Source organism: Parasphingorhabdus litoris DSM 22379 (assembly GCF_020906275.1).
In the GTDB taxonomy this organism is placed as follows: Bacteria; Pseudomonadota; Alphaproteobacteria; order Sphingomonadales; family Sphingomonadaceae; genus Parasphingorhabdus; species Parasphingorhabdus litoris.
Genome location: NZ_CP086727.1, coordinates 39,620 through 54,859, shown reverse-complemented (window position 1 = coordinate 54,859; position 15,240 = coordinate 39,620). Strand labels below are relative to the sequence as shown.

The following is a 15,240-nucleotide window of genomic DNA, read 5'->3' as shown; positions in this document are numbered from 1 at the left end:
GACGCTATGACAGATACGATTGAAAAAGCATTGAACGACAAGGGCATAGAGCTTCCCAAAGCGGCTGCGCCGGTCGCGTCCTATGTCCCCGCTGTGGAAATAAACGGATTGCTCCATATCAGCGGTCAGGTATCAATGGCCGACGGCAAACTGATAACCGGGCGGTTAGGCGATGGTATGACTCTCGAGGAAGGACAGCAGGCGGCCAAAGCCTGTGCGCTGATGATCGCAGCCCAGATCAAGCAGGCGACGGGATCACTGGACCGGGTTGACAGAATCGTAAAACTGGGCGTGTTCGTTAACAGCACGGCCGATTATACCGATCACCCCAAAGTCGCCAATGGCTGCTCTGACATGATGGAGGTCATTTTTGGGGCCGCCGGGCAACATGCGCGCAGCGCTGTCGGTGTCGCTGCGCTTCCGCTTGGCGTTGCGGTTGAGGTGGATGCCATTGTCGCTATCAAGCCGGCTTGATGCGTTGCTCGCACCGGCGCCCGAACCGGCCCGGGTCGCATTTCTGAAAGGTCAGCCCTATGCCCATCGCGGGCTACATGGCCCCTCACAAAATGGGGATGTTCTGGAAAATAGTCCTGCCGCCTTCGACGCCGCGATAAAACGCGGACATGGCATTGAGTGCGATGTGCAGGCCGCCGAAGATGGCACCGCCTTTGTGTTTCATGATTTCGGGCTGGATCGCTTGACCGGAGAGAAGGGCAAGCTGGCCAATCTGCGCGCCAGCGATATTGACCAGATCGACCTCAACGACGGACATGGGAAAATCCCACGCCTTCGCGCCACACTCGCACAAGTTGCCGGACAGGTACCGATACTGATCGAAATCAAGTCCAATGATATGCGCGTCGGCCCCCTGTGCCTTTCTGTGCGACGAGCACTGGAAGGCTATACCGGCAAGGCGGCGATCATGTCATTCAACCCGCTCGTATCCGCCTGGTTCCGAAAGAATGCGGCACATATCGTGCGCGGACTGGTCGTGACCGAAGAGGGTAGCAAGAACCTCAAAGGACGGATCGCGCGGCATCAGAGCCTATGGACCGCAAAGCCCGATTTTCTGGCTTATGATATCCGCGATTTTCCATCATCCTTTGCTGCATCAAACCGCAAGAGAGGCCTGCCAGTCGTCACTTGGACGGTCCGCACTGCAAGCCAAGAGAAAATCGCAGCGATACATGCTGATGAACCAGTTTATGAGATGCCGCAGAGCTGATACCATTCACGCCACATGTCAGAATCTCCTCCGCCACCAACCAACAATCCGACCGGAATTGTCGCCCGTGTGGCTGATGATATTGCCAGTTTGTCAGCGGATCAGTGGGACGCCTGTGCGGGTACGACCAACCCGTTCATATCCCATGCCTTCCTGTCGGCGATGGAGGAATCGGGCAGCGTAGGGCCGGGGACCGGGTGGAAATCCCTGCCCATCATCATCGAGGATGAAGCGGGAAAGATCGCCGCATGCCTACCCAGCTATCTGAAATCCCATAGTCAGGGTGAGTATATTTTTGATCAGCAATGGGCGCATGCTTTTGAAAATGCCGGCGGGCAATATTATCCGAAAATCCAGATTGCTTCCCCTTTCTCCCCTGTCCCGGGACCGCGCCTGTTGTTGAAAGACGAAAGTATGGCCGTACCGATATTGCGCGCCGCCGAGCAGCTGACAGCCAATAACGGCATCTCTTCGGTTCACGCGACTTTTGTAGCGGAAAACCAGCTCGATTTTTTCCGAGAAGCGGGATGGATGATCCGCGCAGACAGCCAGTTTCACTGGCGCAATGATGATTATGCCAGCTTCGACGATTTTCTCGCGGCGCTTTCATCCCGCAAGCGCAAGGCGATAAAAAAGGAACGCCGAAAGGCACAGGAGGCAGCCGAGATCATCCATGTTTCCGGCGATGATATCACCGATGAACATTGGGACTATTTCTGGCAATTTTATCAGGATACTGGTGCCCGCAAATGGGGAACACCCTATCTGACACGGGCTGCATTTGATCTTCTGCACCAGAAAATGGGCGAAAAGCTGCTACTGATCTTGGCGCTTCAGGACGGTATCCCGATTGCCGGTGCTCTTAATGTGATCGGCGCGGAGACCTTATACGGCCGCTATTGGGGTTGCAGCCGCGATGTGCCGTTTCTGCATTTCGAAATTTGCTATTATCAAGCGATTGATGCGGCCATCGCGCGCGGACTGAAATATGTCGAAGCAGGCGCGCAGGGCAGCCATAAACTGGCTCGCGGTTATCAGCCTGTGCCGACCTGGTCCGCTCATTATATCGTGGATCCCGGTTTCCGGTCAGCCATCGCCGACTATCTGGACCGAGAACGGCGGGCAGTTGCCGCCGATATCGAATTTCTGGCCGAAATGGGGCCGTTCAAGAAATCCGGTTAACTCTACTTCGCGCTCATGCTGAGCCTGTCGAAGCATTTTTTGCAGCCTACCCTTCGACAAGCTCAGGGTGAGCGCGAATTATGTACTGAGCCTAGTTAGGCAGCCCGGCGAGAGGTTTCCTGCAGCCAGCTGCGTGCTTCGCGCTGTGCTTCGGCAATTTCGCGAGCCGTCATTTCCAGTGAAATTTCTGCACGGCAGACCTTGCTTTCGTCATGGCCGGATAGCGATGCCAGATTAAACCACTTATGCGCTTCAATCAGATCAACCTCCACACCCTCTGAACCGGTTGAATAAATTACCCCCAGATCAAAATAAGCATTGCTACTGCCCCGAGCCGCTTCTGCGAGCCGGCTTTCTATAAGAAAGGCTGCGCTTTTCATGCTGTTGCCCATAGTCTTCAAGTCCCTGTTCCTAATGCGCCTCATTTGGCGACAGATGGACTTTCACAGCAATTTCTTAAAAGAATGGTTAACAGGATCTGCAAAAACTTGCCGATCAAGCGGGAAAAATGTCGAAAAACTTACATTTTACATGTTTTTGCAAGGTTAACGCATCCCGCGCCTGCCCTAGCTTACAGCGATATTGTCAATCAGCCTGGTAGTCCCGATATGCGCTGCAGCCAAAAGTCTGGCCGGCTTGTCAAAAAAAGTCATATTTTCAAGCGTTTCGGCATTTCTCAATTCGAAATAGTCGACTTTATGGAAGCCGGATGCGAGTAATTTTTCGCTCGCGTCGCGCAAGATAACAGCAATATCACCGCCCTGGACAATGGCTTCCGAAGCTTCACGCATCGTGTCGGGCAATGCGACCGCCTGACCACGTTGTTCAGGCGTCAAATAAGCGTTGCGCGAAGACAATGCGAGGCCGTCATCATCGCGAACCGTCAGGACACCAACAATATCATGCGTGAAATCGAGATCACGCGCCATTCGTTTTATCACAGCAAGTTGCTGATAGTCTTTTTCCCCAAAAAAGGCGGCATCTGGTCGTATCTGGTTGAATAATTTGGCCACGACCGTGGCGACACCATCAAAATGACCTGGTCGCGAGCCGCCGCACAGACCCGTGCTGACGCCGCTGACGCTGACATTCGTGGCAAAACCCTCGGGATAGACCTGGTCAACAGTTGGTACCCAGACCAGATCGACGCCAGCTTCTTCCAACAGAGCAGCATCGGCCGCTTCTTGACGTGGATAGGCATCCAAGTCTTCGCCTTCACCAAATTGCGTTGGATTCACGAAAATCGAGACAACCACTGCATCGCATTGGTCCATCGCAGTTTCAACCAGATGCATATGCCCGGCATGAAGCGCCCCCATTGTGGGCACCAGGCCCAGTCTGGACTTCTCTTGCCGCAGCGCGCTTAGAGCGTCACGGAGCGGATCGATCTTTCGGATGATTTGCATATGGCCTCAATATTTGTGGACTACCCGCTTAGTATCTTGTGACCCATGCCGCAACGGTCGCCGTTAGGCGCGCCAGATATCAAAAAATGGCAGCTATCCTGTTCCGTCTAATTGTCGTAAACTCCTCATAACGATGCGCTATTGTCATATAGCGGGGGTGGGGAGCTTGCTGGTTGATAGAAGATAATCTCATTTTGACGCTGGCTAGCTGCATTTTCTTCATGGGCCTGGTTGCGTGGATTTCATGGCGCAAAACCCGTGGCAGCGTCGATAGCAAGGATGGCTATTTCCTCGCCGGGCGTGGATTGAGCAGCGTCTTTATCGCTGGCTCGCTCTTGCTGACAAACCTTTCGGCAGAGCAATTAATTGGCCTTAATGGCTCTGCTTATGGATATAATCTGAGCAGCATGGCGTGGGAAGTTACCGCGGCCGTCGCAACCATCGCCATGGCTCTTATTTTCCTCCCACGATATCTTGCCGGTGCGTTCACCACCCTGCCCCAGTTTTTAAATGATCGGTTCGATGCTGATGTCAGGCGCATGTCGGTTATTTTGTTCATGCTCGGCTATGGCTTGGTGACGATCCCATCCGTGCTTTATTCCGGTTCGATCGCCGTGATGCAGCTGTTCAACATCCCCGAATTGCTGAATCTGGGCTATTTCGAAGCCTTGGTAACAACTGTCGTCATAATAGGTGTGATCGGCTCGATCTACGCCATATTCGGAGGGCTGAAGGCGGTTGCGGTTTCGGATACTATCAATGGCATAGGCCTTCTGTTTATCGGTATATTGGTGCCTGTGCTCGGCCTGATGGCGTTGGGTGATGGAAATTTCGGCACAGGTATGGCCAAATTGATTGGCGATCACCCAGACAAACTTAATGCCATTGGCAAAGCGGATGACCCCACGCCATTTGGCACGCTGTTTACCGGTATGTTGTTTGCCAATCTGTTCTACTGGTGCACCAACCAATATGTCATTCAACGCACGTTGGGTGCTGCATCCCTCGCCGAAGGACAGAAAGGTGTCCTGTTCTCAGGCTTCTTTAAAGTGCTTGTGCCTTTCATGATGATGATCCCGGGAGTGATTGCTTTTCATCTCTATGGCCCTGGCCTCGGTTCGATAGATCAGGCCTATCCGCGCCTGATCAAGGATGTGATGCCAGTATATCTCGCTGGGTTCTTCCTGGCTGTTTTACTCGGCGCTGTCTTCAGTTCATTCAACTCGCTGCTCAATAGCGCTGCCACTTTATTCTGTCTGGATGTTTACGAGCCCTGGAGGAAGGGAAAGGCAAGTGATCAGGAATTGGTGCGGGTTGCGAAAATTGCCAGCATAGTAATCGCGCTATTTTCATTTGTCGTTGCACCGTTGCTCTATTTTGCTGAGCAAGGGTTATGGCAGATCATACGGATTTTCACAGGATTCTATAATATCCCAACGGTCGCCATCGTGATTGTCGGCCTATTCACCAGACGCGTACCCGCGCTGGGCGCAAAAATTGCAATAGTTTTTCATGTCCTAGCTTATGCATCGTTACGATTTGTTTTTGACGAAGCAATCACGCTGCATTTCCTGCATCAATATGCCATCCTGTTCTTCATCGAAGTCGCCATCATGCTCGCATGTGGCTATGTTCAGCCCCGCGAAACCGCCTGGAAGTTCACACCTAATGCGCAAGTCGATCTTACTCCATGGCGCTTTGCCAAACCTTTGGCAGCAACTTTGTTTTCCTGTGTTGTTGGTCTCTATTTGCTGTTCTCGCCAATCGGATTAGCCTCTGGAATTGGCCTGAGCAGTCTCTTTTACACGCTGCTATTCTCGATCTTCCTGGCTAACATCATTTACTGGGCCTGGGCTGCAAAATCAGACAGCCGGAAAGCGACTATTTAATCAAAGAAGCGAGCACTTTGCGCTTACCTTTAAATGGTCTGCGGCCGTGCATCACCAGGAAATTGTCAATTAGGGCCACATCACCGGACTGCCATTGTAAATCAAAACTCAACTCGTCGGCGAGATCAATCGCCACTTGCATTTGGTCAGCTGCGATCGCACTGCCATCTCCAAAACAGATTGATTTGGCCGGATCATTGCGCTCATCCGCCCAGCCGCGATAGGCTGCGATTAGCTGATTAAAAAATGTGCGGCGACCATCGGATAGCGTCCGCACCGCATCCAATCGCGGAGATGTTACCCGTAATGCGTCATGCTCAAGCCATTGCCATGAATAGCCCAAGTCGCTGAGGCGTGTCTCGGCAGAATCTTGATCCTCCACGCCCAACGTGCTGCGCCAACTCCGGCCCTGGCCGGAAGCCGCGTCATCTTGCCCGGGCATGCTGTGGGTGTAGCGCACACCTTTATTTGCAAAATCATCAACTAGGTGTGGGTTTTCATCTTGCAATATTTCCAGCAGGATATCGGACCGACAAATGGGTGTAGCGCCACCTTCTGCTGCCGCAATATTGCAATAAAAGAATAGCTTGGAAGGATAGATCGGCGTTTGCGCCATTTCATGGTGTAGGAAAATGCTGGTTTCTGGCGGCGCTTCATTGGCGGTGAATACACGCGGTGTCAGATTTATCCGAACCGCATTGGAAAGTGAATCCGCATAAGGAAAATTCTCTTCCCCATAGGCCTCAACCGCAGAATCAAAATCATTAACTGTCGGGACTGCAAACCCCCGGAACAATATGGCACCGGTTTTTGCAAGATCGATATCAAGCTGCGGTTTTGCTCTCGTCAAATATTCCGAGAGGTTGTCTGTTCCGTCTGCCTCAATGATTTGCGGAAAAGCATTGTCGTGCCATTGCTGTTGTTTCATTCTCTTACTCTCAGCCATGTGTCAGATTGGACGCCATTTATGGGATTGGGCAGGGCAATTATGGCCTGTCCCCAGTTGCTTCATTGAAATTGACGGGAGCCAAATCGACCGGCAATCCGGTATCGATCGACTGATGGGCAGCCGCACCGATTTCAACCGATCGCAACCCATCCCATGTCGAAATCTCCGCTTTACCGCCATTGACCAATGCGTCGTGAAATTTTGTCAGTTGGAAAAATGTAGCGCCATGATGATCGCCAGCTTGCAGGGCGTCAGCAGGCGTTTCAATATACTCCACAATTGGCCCACTTTTATCGCGCGGAGACCATGTGAGATTTGCCGATGGAATGCCAACCTGCAATTTCCCTCTGTCACCAAGGACATAGATTTCTTCCTGTTCCTGGGACCCTTCCGCAAACATGCACAGATCAAGAACGGCGCGTGTTCCTTTTGCGAAATCCAGAACCACATAGGCATTATCAAGAATGTCCGGTTGCCTGCCATCATAGCGCTCATCAAGATGGTTCACATCCTGACCGCCTGTCGCATAAACGCGCACTGGCTCATCGCGCAAGATATGCCGCATCAGGTCAAAGAAATGGCAACATTTTTCGACAAGCGTCCCGCCTGTATTTTCACTGAACCGGTTCCAGTCGCCGACTTTCTCAAGAAAGGGAAAGCGATGCTCTCTAATCGATAGCATTTTCACCGGACCCGTCATGCCGCTGTGCACGCTCTCAATAAATTTGGTGACAGGCGGCATGTAGCGATATTCTAGTCCAACCCAGAGCAAGTTCGGATAGGTTCGCGCAGCCTCATGCAGAGCTTTGGCATCCGGAACGGTCGTACACATCGGCTTTTCGAGCAGTATGGCAATCGGATGCTGCATCACAGCTTGCATGATTGCATAGTGCTCATGGTTTGGGGCAGCGATAATGATTGCATCAAGCGATGCTTGTCCGATCATATCGGATAGATTGCTATAGGTTACCGGATCAAAGCCGCTTGACTTGGCATGCGCCAGGGACTGTTCCAGCGATCTGGAATGGGGATCAGCGAGTGCAACCAGCTCTGCGCCCTCAACCAGCGCGATATTGCTGATATGCTCTCGCCCCATCATTCCCGCGCCGATAATCCCGTAACGTTTCATTCTGCCAGAGGCCTTTCAAATCCGATTGGTAATGCTCATCCGTCTGAAATGGTTTCATCTACAAATGCAATCTTCAAAAACTGCAATGGCTCTTTTGGGCTTCGGTATTTAGTGAAAAACGAGATAGCGATCTTTCAATTCTGGGATTGATGGCTGCGCAGAAATAAATCTACGGCGCTTTTGATCCGTTTGTCGGTCTGCTGTTGAGCCGTTGCAGGATCCAGTTGTCCAAAACGGCGATCAAGATCAGCCATTCCCTTGAACATGCCCGCCAATAGTTCCGCTGCTTGATCCGGATCGCTCACCGTAATTTCACCGCGCTTCGCGGATTCGCTCAGCAGCCTAGATAGAAAACGCAGCATACGCCGCGGACCTGCGTCGAGGAACAACTTGCCCAATGCAGGATTCTCTTCAACCTCAACCGGCAGATGGACTTCCATCCGAGTAATCTCTGGCCGCTCAAGGAAGCGGATCATATTATCGCCGAAAGTGACCAACTGTTCACGCAGGCTCAACTCATCGTCCATATCAATCGACAGATTGTGCTGCATATTGTCACACTCATTCTCCACAGCTGCCGTGAAAAGCCCTTCTTTGCCGCCGAACCGGTTATAGATGGTAACCTTGGATACACCGGCATCCGCCGCAATGGCTTCGATACTTGTAGCTGCAAACCCATGGTTGAAAAATTGCTTGCAAGCGGCTTCCACAATGATTTGCCTTTTGACTTCGTCCACCGGGCGCCCGGCTACGGCCTTTCGGCCAGATTGCGCTTTTGATCCCATTAGTGAACGGTCCCGTATAATTAAACGTTGACGTTCACTATATGCGGCGCTATCTGTCGCTGCAAGTGATTCATTGTGACGAAAACCAATCGAGGACCCTCCCCCCATGATTTGGATTGCGGTAAAAATGTTGACCGGAGACCGGCAAAAATTCTTCGGCTTGCTTTTTGGTGTGGCCTTTTCAGCGCTACTCATTTCACAGCAGCTCACGATTTTCGTCAACCTGATTGAGCGTGGTGCCACGCCGGTTTACAACGTACCAACGGCCGACATCTGGGTCATGGACAGAGCCAGTCGCAACGCCGATGTTACCTTTCCGATGCCATCTACCGCACTCGACAAGGTGCGCTCTGTAGAAGGTGTGGCCTGGGCAGTGCCCATGCTGCGCGCTAATGCCAATGTTCGTACCCCGGAAGGCGATCTGGAAGGGGTTTCGCTAGTGGGTGTCGATGACGGCACATTGATCGGCCTGCCCGAAAATATCATCAAGGGCCCACGCGAAGTATTATATGAGCCAGACTCGCTCTTGATCGATGAAATTGGTGCCGCGCGACTATTTGGTCCCGATGTCGATCCTATCGGTATGCGCCTGGAGTTAAATGACCGCCGGGCCGTTATCCGGGGCGTTGTCGATATTGACCCCAGCTTCACCAGTCAGGTCACGCTCTATACCCGCTATTCCAACGCACTGTCTTTCATTCCGGGCACGCGCAACCGCATGACATTTGTTATCGCCAAGGCGGAAGAGGATGAACCGCTTAAGCAAATCACCAGCCGCATTTCTGAGCAGACGCAGCTAAGCGCCAGGACGCGAGACGAGTTTGCGCAAGACGGTGTGGATTTCATTATTGAAAATACCGGCATTCCGATCAATTTCGGGATCACCGTAGCGCTTGGTGTCGTTGTTGGCATTGCCATCGTCGGACTGACCTTCAGCCTCTTCATTCGCGACAATATCAAACAATTTGGCGCGTTAAAGGCCATCGGCGTAACCAATAACAAGATACGCCAGATGGTTGCCGCACAGGCGCTTCTGGTCGGGATGATCGGTTATGGTTTTGGCATATTGGGTGCGGTCGTGTTCATCTATGGCAATGCCGAAGTCCCTGATTTCAAAGGTTTCTATGTTCCATGGGAAATTCCGGTAGCAACCGCCGTGGTTGTGCTGGTGATCATCCTTCTCACTGGCTGGCTGGCACTGCGCAGCGTCCTTAAGACTGAACCTGCGGAGGTGTTCCGGTGAGCAAAAACGGCGCAGCCATATCCGTCAGCAATATCGTCAAGGAATTTGGCGCCGGGGAACAAACGATCCGCGTGCTCCACGGCATTGATGCTGATATCCGTTCTGGCGAACTCACATATCTTGTTGGAGAATCCGGGAGTGGAAAGACCACGCTCATCTCTATCATTGCAGGCATACTCTATCCTACCGAAGGCAGCGTCACTGTGTTTGACGAGGATATTTATGCGTTGTCCGACAATGACCTGGTGCGCTTCCGCCTCGACACGATTGGCTTTATCTTTCAGCAATATAACCTCATTCCCACTTTGACCGCTGCCGAGAATGCAGCTGTGCCGCTTGTTGCCGCCGGCATGAAACGCAGCAAGGCAGTGGAGTGCGGGCGAGAGATGCTCGACCGGCTCAACATTGCAGACCAGGCGGAAAAACTGCCTCGTCAGCTCTCTGGCGGGCAGCAGCAACGCGTGGCGATTTCAAGAGCGCTGGTGCACGCCCCACAGCTGGTAGTTTGCGATGAGCCTACAGCCGCACTTGATGCAAAATCGGGCCGTCGTGTGATGGATCTGCTGCGCGAAGTCGCACTGGAAGAGGATCGCGCGGTGATCATCGTGACGCATGACAATCGGGTGTTCGACCTCGCGGATCGCATTCTCGTGATGGAGGACGGACGCATTACTTATGACGGCAAAGAGATGCCGGAACACTAGGAGACTCAAGCAATGGCTACAGGATCGATTTTGCAACGTTTGCGCAATTTCAGCTCTACCGGCACGATTTTGTCGGTGCTGGCGATCATTGCGATCATTGTCGCTGCGATCATGGTGATCACGGGGCAGCCAGACCGAAAGCTGCGCCAAACGCAGGCCACACCACCGGAAGCGAGCGGAGCCTTTAACGGGGCGCCGAGTGTTGCTGGAGCCGGCGTGGTAGAACCATCAAGCGAGATTATCAGTATTGGCACCAGCCTGCCGGGACTGGTGATGCGTGTCGATGTGACGCCGGGACAGCAGGTTACGCGCGGTGATCCACTTTTCGCAGTGGACGATCGCGATATCCGTGCGCGGATCACCGAAGCCAATGCATCCATCACCCGCGCACGCAGTGCCCGCACCGCAGCCGAGGCAGCCTTGACAACGGCTCGGCAACAGCTGGCGTTATATGACGGGATTGAAGATAGCCGGGCTTTTTCGAAATCCGAGATTATCGATCGACAGGGTGCCATGCGCAACGCCCGTGCGCAGATTAAACAAGCCAATGCGGAAATACGTGCGGCACAGGCGGCGCGCGCCAGCGCACAAACCGATCTATCGCGCTTGACCGTTCGCGCACCCATTAGTGCCGAAGTTCTGAATGTGGACATCCGTCCAGGCGAATATGTCAATCCTGGCGGTATGCAGGGCAATGGCGGCAATAACCCCTATATGGAAATTGGAAATACCAAACCTCTGCATGTTCGGATCGATATTGACGAGAATGAAATCAGCCGGGTCGCAATGGGTTCAAAGGCCATAATCAGCCCGCGTGGCAATGCATCGAAACGCGTCGAGGCCACTTTTGTAAGAGCGGAGCCACTGGTCACACCCAAGGTTTCCCTGACCAATTCCGCCAGCGAAAGAGTGGATGTTCGCGTGCTGCAGCTTATCTACGCCCTGCCCCCCAATTCCGGCTTTTTTGTTGGACAACAGGCTGATGCATTTGTCCGGGCAGAAACCAAAGGTCAGGCGAAAAAACAAAACGCCCAGAAGGATGAAAAATAATGCCCCGCCTCCCCCGTTTTTCCCTTCTGGCCGGTAGCGCAATGATGCTGTCCGCATGTGCGTCAATTGGGCAGCCGACTGATAGATCCCTGGACGCGATTGGATTGACGGCCACCCAAAATTTCGCCCTTGCCCCCGATGTTGCGCAACAAGATCGCTCGCAAATTGACGCGCTGCTGCCCTCCGGCGATCCCGGTTTCGAGCGTTTGCGCGAAGCATCACTGGCCGATGCGCCGACACTGGCTGCCGCCTTGGCGCGCATCGACTTGGCCCGTGCGCAGGCCGCACGAGCCAATGCCAATCGCAAGCCGAATATATCCGGCGATGCCAGTGTGACGCGTCAACGTATCAATACAGCAACATTTGGTGGTAACCTGCCGCCCGGCGTTGATGTTGATCGTTACATCACCACCTATGGCGCCAATATTCTAGCCAGCTGGGATCCCGATATTTTCGGCCAGCTTCGTGCCAGTGAACGCGCGGCAATTATCCGTATCGATGCGGCGGAGGCAGATGCGCAAGGCGTTCGGCAAAGCCTGACCGCGGCCATTGGTGCCAATGTGATTGACTGGCGCACGTTACTGGCGCGCAAAGCGACGCTTGAAAGCGACCGGACAGCAGCCAAGGGTCTGCTTGACGTGACACAGACGCGGTCAAAGGCCGGCATTTCTCCAGGCTTGGATGCAGTCCAGGCTGAGACCTTGCTCGCACAAGCGGAAGCCCAGCTCGCGCCTCTCGACGCGGAACGGGCGCGTATCATTGGATCTCTGGTAACACTCACCGGTCAGCCTACCGATACCGTCATTGCCGCCTTGGCAGAAGTACGCCCAGCCTTTGATCCAGCCAGCGACTTTGTCACCACGCCTGCGACCATGCTCCGTGCAAGGCCCGATATTGCCGCGGCCGAAGCGCGTTTAAAAGCCGCAGATGCCGATGTCGCGGCCGCTGCTGCGCAACGCTTTCCCAAGTTGACGCTGTCAGGCGCGCTCGGTCTCATTTCGCTGGCATTGGGTGATCTGTTCACCAATGATGCCATTGTCGGGACGTTGGGTGCAGGAATCGCAGGCCCAATATTTGATTTTGGCCGCATAGAAGCCGAGATTGACGCGAGCAAGGCCGGGTCCAAAGAGGCATTTGCCAATTATCGCGGCGCTGTATTTACAGCGCTGGGCGATGCCGAAGCCGCTTATGGCCAAGTCGATGCTGCGCGCCGAGAAGTGCTTTTGCTGGAACAGCAGGAAGCGCTTGAGAAAGATTCCGTCAACCTCTCATCCATCCGATATCGCCGCGGTCTGAGTGATTTCCGGGCTGTGCTCAATGCGCAGAGACAGTTGAACGCTGTTCGCAGTTCAACGGACCTGGCGCGCGGCCGCCTGCACCGTGCCCGCATTGCATTGTGGTTGGCGCTAGGCGGCAGCAGCTAGTTTTGCGTTTAAAGGCTTACGGCTAGCGATAGAATATCGCTAGCTGCCGTTTTTATTTTGGCTGCAATACAGTATCGATGATGTGAACGGTGCCGTTGCTCGATTCAATGTCAGCTTCAAGCACATTTACCTTATTGCCTGCGCCATCTTCGAGCACGATCTTTTCGCCTTCCAATGTCGCTTTGATATCGCCGCCTTGTAATGTGGTCAGGCTGGCCGTTCCACCGCCATCGGCAATTGCTTTTTTGATATCTGCGGTTTTCAAATCACCTTCAACCAAACCAAATCTCGCCATGCTGGCAAGCTCGCTTTTGTCTTCCGCTGTCATCAAACCGTTAAGTTCTTCCTGATCCATTTTGTTGAACGCATCGTTGGACGCTACGAAGACCGTGAAAGGTCCATCGTCTTTCAGTTCAACCGCGATGCCGGATATGGCGACCATAGTGCTGGCCGTAGACAGGTCCGGATTGCCTTGAACAATCGCGGTTAGGTTGGTTGGTTTCGCTTCTTCTGCCTGGCGCGCATCATATATCGCCTGTTCTTCTTCACTCATTTCGGATGAACATGCGGAAATCGTTGCCAATGCGGCGGTTGTGAGGAACAATTTGGAGAGGGTATTCATGGCTTGCCTTTCTTAGGGGTTTTTATGTCATATCATTAATGGCCGGGCGATAGCAAAGAGTTCGAGAAAAAGCGCGATCATATTTCAATTTTTTTGCTGGAATTTTCGGTATTTCATCGGAGAGACGCCGGTCATCAGGATAATGGTGTTTACAAGTTTTTATCACTGACACTTTTAATCAAGGGGTGATTAGGTTAGCACCTCGGTCAAGATAGCGATTTTTGCCAAGATGTCCTGAGCGAAATACTTAACCTTTCTGCGGTGATAAGCGTGTGAAACTGGAGCACAGCTATCGCAGAAATAGCTAGGGAAAACAGGGTTAGGGCAAGATAAAAATTGCCATTAGAGTGGGGTGCAAAGCAAATGGTCGATAGTAAAGCGCATCATATCGTATTTGCCAATGAGAAGGGCGGTACAGGAAAATCAACGACCGCTGTTCACGTGGCTGTTGCGCTTGCCTATCAGGGGCATAAAGTCGCTGTCATCGACCTCGATCCACGTCAACGCACACTCTATCGCTATCTCGAAAATCGCGCAGCGACGATGAGCCGGCTGAACATTGATATCCCGCAGCCCTATTTCGAAGTTTTTGACCAAGACAATCTCGCCCGTCTCGAACAATTGGTCGAGCGGATGGGCCATGGCGTTGATTATCTTCTTTTTGACACGCCGGGCCGTGACGACAAATTTGCGCGCTTCGTTGCCACACGCGCCAATACGCTGGTCACGCCGATTAACGACAGTTTTGTTGATTTCGATCTTATCGGGCAAGTTGATCCAGAAACGTTCAAGGTGCGTAAGCTCAGCTTTTATGCCGAACTCATCTGGGAAGCGCGCAAAGCACGCGCCAAAGCCGATGGCACGACCATCGACTGGGTCGTCTTGCGCAACCGCACCCAGCATGTGGAAGCCCACAACATGCAGCGTGTCATCTCTGCTTTGACCGAATTGTCCCAGCGCGTTGGGTTTCGTGTCATCCCGGGCTTGAGCGAACGCGTCATCTACCGTGAGCTATTCCCCGCCGGACTCACGATGCTCGACAAGCAACATCTGGGGCGCCTTGCCACCAGCCATATTGCCGCGCGTCAGGAATTGCGAGAGCTGATCAAACATCTTGCGCTGCCGCAGCCGGAAGGCGAACGACCAAGCTTCGGCAAACCCCAACTGGTCGCCTGACCGATGACGTTCATGCTGGTCCTCAGCGCCACAGTGATCGCCGCGCTGTTCCTGTCCGGCCGCGCCAAAACTATGAACGCCAATGATTGGCTGGCGGTTGCAATTGCGCTGCTCGGTGTCAATTTGATGCGCGGTGGCAACTGGATAATGGGCAGCGGCCTTATCGTCGCAGCAGCCGCATGGAGCGGTTCAAAGATTCTCGGTGCGGCGAAACTCAAAAAACCCCAAGAGCGCAAACCACGCAATTTCGAAATCGATCGGGCCCGGTCTCTTTTGGGCGTCACCGACAGCGCCAATCGGGACGCGATCAATGCTGCATGGCGCGAACGCCTGAGCGAGCATCATCCTGATCGGGGCGGCGATGAGCAGATTGCGCGTCAGATAAACAGAGCCCGTGACATTTTGCTCGAAGAACTCGAAACCCTCAATCACCGTTAAACTGCCCGAGTGATGCGA

Annotated in this window: 16 protein-coding genes; 10 read left to right on the top strand and 6 right to left on the bottom strand. The window is 53.3% G+C overall.

Going from position 1 to position 15,240, the window contains the following annotated elements:
* The first annotated feature begins 6 nt into the window (after nt 1–6).
* Genes BS29_RS00300 through BS29_RS00290 form a run of 3 tightly spaced genes read left to right on the top strand, consistent with a single transcriptional unit; the run spans nt 7 to nt 2,407 of the window.
* Nucleotides 7–474 carry a RidA family protein gene (locus BS29_RS00300; RefSeq protein WP_229954954.1) on the top strand — a complete coding sequence of 156 codons (468 nt, stop codon included), beginning with the start codon at nt 7–9 and terminating at the stop codon, nt 472–474.
* Entirely contained in the window at nt 446–1,225 is a 780-nt protein-coding gene (locus tag BS29_RS00295; protein WP_229954953.1) for a glycerophosphodiester phosphodiesterase family protein, read from the top strand. The genes BS29_RS00300 and BS29_RS00295 overlap by 29 nt, the downstream gene beginning before the upstream one ends.
* A 15-nt stretch (nt 1,226–1,240) precedes the next feature.
* Nucleotides 1,241–2,407 carry a GNAT family N-acetyltransferase gene (locus tag BS29_RS00290; RefSeq protein ID WP_229954952.1) on the top strand — a complete coding sequence of 389 codons (1,167 nt, stop codon included), beginning with the start codon at nt 1,241–1,243 and terminating at the stop codon, nt 2,405–2,407.
* Between the two features lie 95 nt (nt 2,408–2,502).
* Here the strand turns inward: BS29_RS00290 and BS29_RS00285 are convergent, their stop codons facing one another.
* Both BS29_RS00285 and panC read right to left on the bottom strand, forming a co-directional pair.
* Nucleotides 2,503–2,799, bottom strand: coding sequence for an SEL1-like repeat protein (locus BS29_RS00285; protein WP_229956900.1), 297 nt, complete (start codon nt 2,797–2,799; stop codon nt 2,503–2,505).
* Between the two features lie 174 nt (nt 2,800–2,973).
* Nucleotides 2,974–3,813 (bottom strand): pantoate--beta-alanine ligase, encoded by an 840-nt coding sequence (gene panC, locus BS29_RS00280; RefSeq protein WP_229954951.1) that lies wholly within the window; start codon nt 3,811–3,813, stop codon nt 2,974–2,976.
* A gap of 173 nt (nt 3,814–3,986) precedes the next feature.
* Between panC and BS29_RS00275 the strand changes: the two genes are divergently transcribed.
* Entirely contained in the window at nt 3,987–5,702 is a 1,716-nt protein-coding gene (locus BS29_RS00275) for a solute:sodium symporter family transporter (protein WP_229954950.1), read from the top strand.
* Here BS29_RS00275 and BS29_RS00270 read toward each other — a convergent pair.
* The 3 genes from BS29_RS00270 to BS29_RS00260 form a co-directional block, all read right to left on the bottom strand.
* The gene (locus BS29_RS00270) at nt 5,695–6,648 is read right to left on the bottom strand and encodes a TauD/TfdA family dioxygenase (RefSeq protein ID WP_229954949.1); all 954 of its coding nucleotides are present in this window, start codon (nt 6,646–6,648) and stop codon (nt 5,695–5,697) included. The genes BS29_RS00275 and BS29_RS00270 overlap by 8 nt on opposite strands.
* 40 nt (nt 6,649–6,688) lie before the next feature.
* On the bottom strand, nt 6,689–7,780 hold the full coding sequence (locus BS29_RS00265) for a Gfo/Idh/MocA family protein (RefSeq protein ID WP_229954948.1): 1,092 nt from the start codon (nt 7,778–7,780) through the stop codon (nt 6,689–6,691).
* Between the two features lie 134 nt (nt 7,781–7,914).
* Nucleotides 7,915–8,565 carry a TetR/AcrR family transcriptional regulator gene (locus BS29_RS00260; RefSeq protein WP_229954947.1) on the bottom strand — a complete coding sequence of 217 codons (651 nt, stop codon included), beginning with the start codon at nt 8,563–8,565 and terminating at the stop codon, nt 7,915–7,917.
* Between the two features lie 106 nt (nt 8,566–8,671).
* Here BS29_RS00260 and BS29_RS00255 point away from each other — a divergent pair, with 106 nt between their 5' ends.
* The 4 genes from BS29_RS00255 to BS29_RS00240 are packed head-to-tail and all read left to right on the top strand — an operon-like array spanning nt 8,672 to nt 12,986.
* Nucleotides 8,672–9,808 carry an ABC transporter permease gene (locus BS29_RS00255; protein ID WP_229954946.1) on the top strand — a complete coding sequence of 379 codons (1,137 nt, stop codon included), beginning with the start codon at nt 8,672–8,674 and terminating at the stop codon, nt 9,806–9,808.
* A complete protein-coding gene (locus BS29_RS00250; protein ID WP_229954945.1) occupies nt 9,805–10,512 on the top strand; it encodes an ABC transporter ATP-binding protein in 708 nt (235 codons plus the stop codon). The genes BS29_RS00255 and BS29_RS00250 overlap by 4 nt, the downstream gene beginning before the upstream one ends.
* Before the next feature lie 12 nt (nt 10,513–10,524).
* On the top strand, nt 10,525–11,562 hold the full coding sequence (locus tag BS29_RS00245; RefSeq protein WP_229954944.1) for an efflux RND transporter periplasmic adaptor subunit: 1,038 nt from the start codon (nt 10,525–10,527) through the stop codon (nt 11,560–11,562).
* Complete coding sequence (locus tag BS29_RS00240; protein WP_229954943.1) at nt 11,562–12,986, top strand: efflux transporter outer membrane subunit; 1,425 nt, start codon at nt 11,562–11,564, stop codon at nt 12,984–12,986. Before BS29_RS00245 ends, BS29_RS00240 begins: the two co-directional genes overlap by 1 nt.
* 52 nt (nt 12,987–13,038) lie before the next feature.
* Here BS29_RS00240 and BS29_RS00235 read toward each other — a convergent pair whose 3' ends face one another.
* Nucleotides 13,039–13,608 (bottom strand): fasciclin domain-containing protein, encoded by a 570-nt coding sequence (locus BS29_RS00235; protein WP_229954942.1) that lies wholly within the window; start codon nt 13,606–13,608, stop codon nt 13,039–13,041.
* A gap of 363 nt (nt 13,609–13,971) precedes the next feature.
* Between BS29_RS00235 and BS29_RS00230 the strand changes: the two genes are divergently transcribed.
* Together BS29_RS00230 and BS29_RS00225 are read left to right on the top strand one after the other, a co-directional pair.
* Nucleotides 13,972–14,784 (top strand): division plane positioning ATPase MipZ, encoded by an 813-nt coding sequence (locus tag BS29_RS00230; protein WP_229954941.1) that lies wholly within the window; start codon nt 13,972–13,974, stop codon nt 14,782–14,784.
* A 3-nt stretch (nt 14,785–14,787) separates the two neighbouring features.
* On the top strand, nt 14,788–15,222 hold the full coding sequence (locus BS29_RS00225; protein WP_229954940.1) for a J domain-containing protein: 435 nt from the start codon (nt 14,788–14,790) through the stop codon (nt 15,220–15,222).
* Nucleotides 15,223–15,240: the final 18 nt, after the last annotated feature.

What these genes read in the sequence shown, in the direction of transcription:
- BS29_RS00285 (WP_229956900.1), bottom strand. Translation starts at nt 2,799, where the DNA reads ATGGGCAACAGCATGAAAAGCGCAGCCTTTCTTATAGAAAGCCGGCTC.
- BS29_RS00235 (WP_229954942.1), bottom strand. Translation starts at nt 13,608, where the DNA reads ATGAATACCCTCTCCAAATTGTTCCTCACAACCGCCGCATTGGCAACG.
- BS29_RS00270 (WP_229954949.1), bottom strand. Translation starts at nt 6,648, where the DNA reads ATGGCTGAGAGTAAGAGAATGAAACAACAGCAATGGCACGACAATGCT.
- BS29_RS00295 (WP_229954953.1), top strand. Translation starts at nt 446, where the DNA reads ATGCCATTGTCGCTATCAAGCCGGCTTGATGCGTTGCTCGCACCGGCG.
- BS29_RS00230 (WP_229954941.1), top strand. Translation starts at nt 13,972, where the DNA reads ATGGTCGATAGTAAAGCGCATCATATCGTATTTGCCAATGAGAAGGGC.
- BS29_RS00240 (WP_229954943.1), top strand. Translation starts at nt 11,562, where the DNA reads ATGCCCCGCCTCCCCCGTTTTTCCCTTCTGGCCGGTAGCGCAATGATG.
- BS29_RS00245 (WP_229954944.1), top strand. Translation starts at nt 10,525, where the DNA reads ATGGCTACAGGATCGATTTTGCAACGTTTGCGCAATTTCAGCTCTACC.
- BS29_RS00255 (WP_229954946.1), top strand. Translation starts at nt 8,672, where the DNA reads ATGATTTGGATTGCGGTAAAAATGTTGACCGGAGACCGGCAAAAATTC.
- BS29_RS00225 (WP_229954940.1), top strand. Translation starts at nt 14,788, where the DNA reads ATGACGTTCATGCTGGTCCTCAGCGCCACAGTGATCGCCGCGCTGTTC.
- BS29_RS00300 (WP_229954954.1), top strand. Translation starts at nt 7, where the DNA reads ATGACAGATACGATTGAAAAAGCATTGAACGACAAGGGCATAGAGCTT.
- BS29_RS00290 (WP_229954952.1), top strand. Translation starts at nt 1,241, where the DNA reads ATGTCAGAATCTCCTCCGCCACCAACCAACAATCCGACCGGAATTGTC.
- BS29_RS00265 (WP_229954948.1), bottom strand. Translation starts at nt 7,780, where the DNA reads ATGAAACGTTACGGGATTATCGGCGCGGGAATGATGGGGCGAGAGCAT.
- panC (WP_229954951.1), bottom strand. Translation starts at nt 3,813, where the DNA reads ATGCAAATCATCCGAAAGATCGATCCGCTCCGTGACGCTCTAAGCGCG.
- BS29_RS00260 (WP_229954947.1), bottom strand. Translation starts at nt 8,565, where the DNA reads ATGGGATCAAAAGCGCAATCTGGCCGAAAGGCCGTAGCCGGGCGCCCG.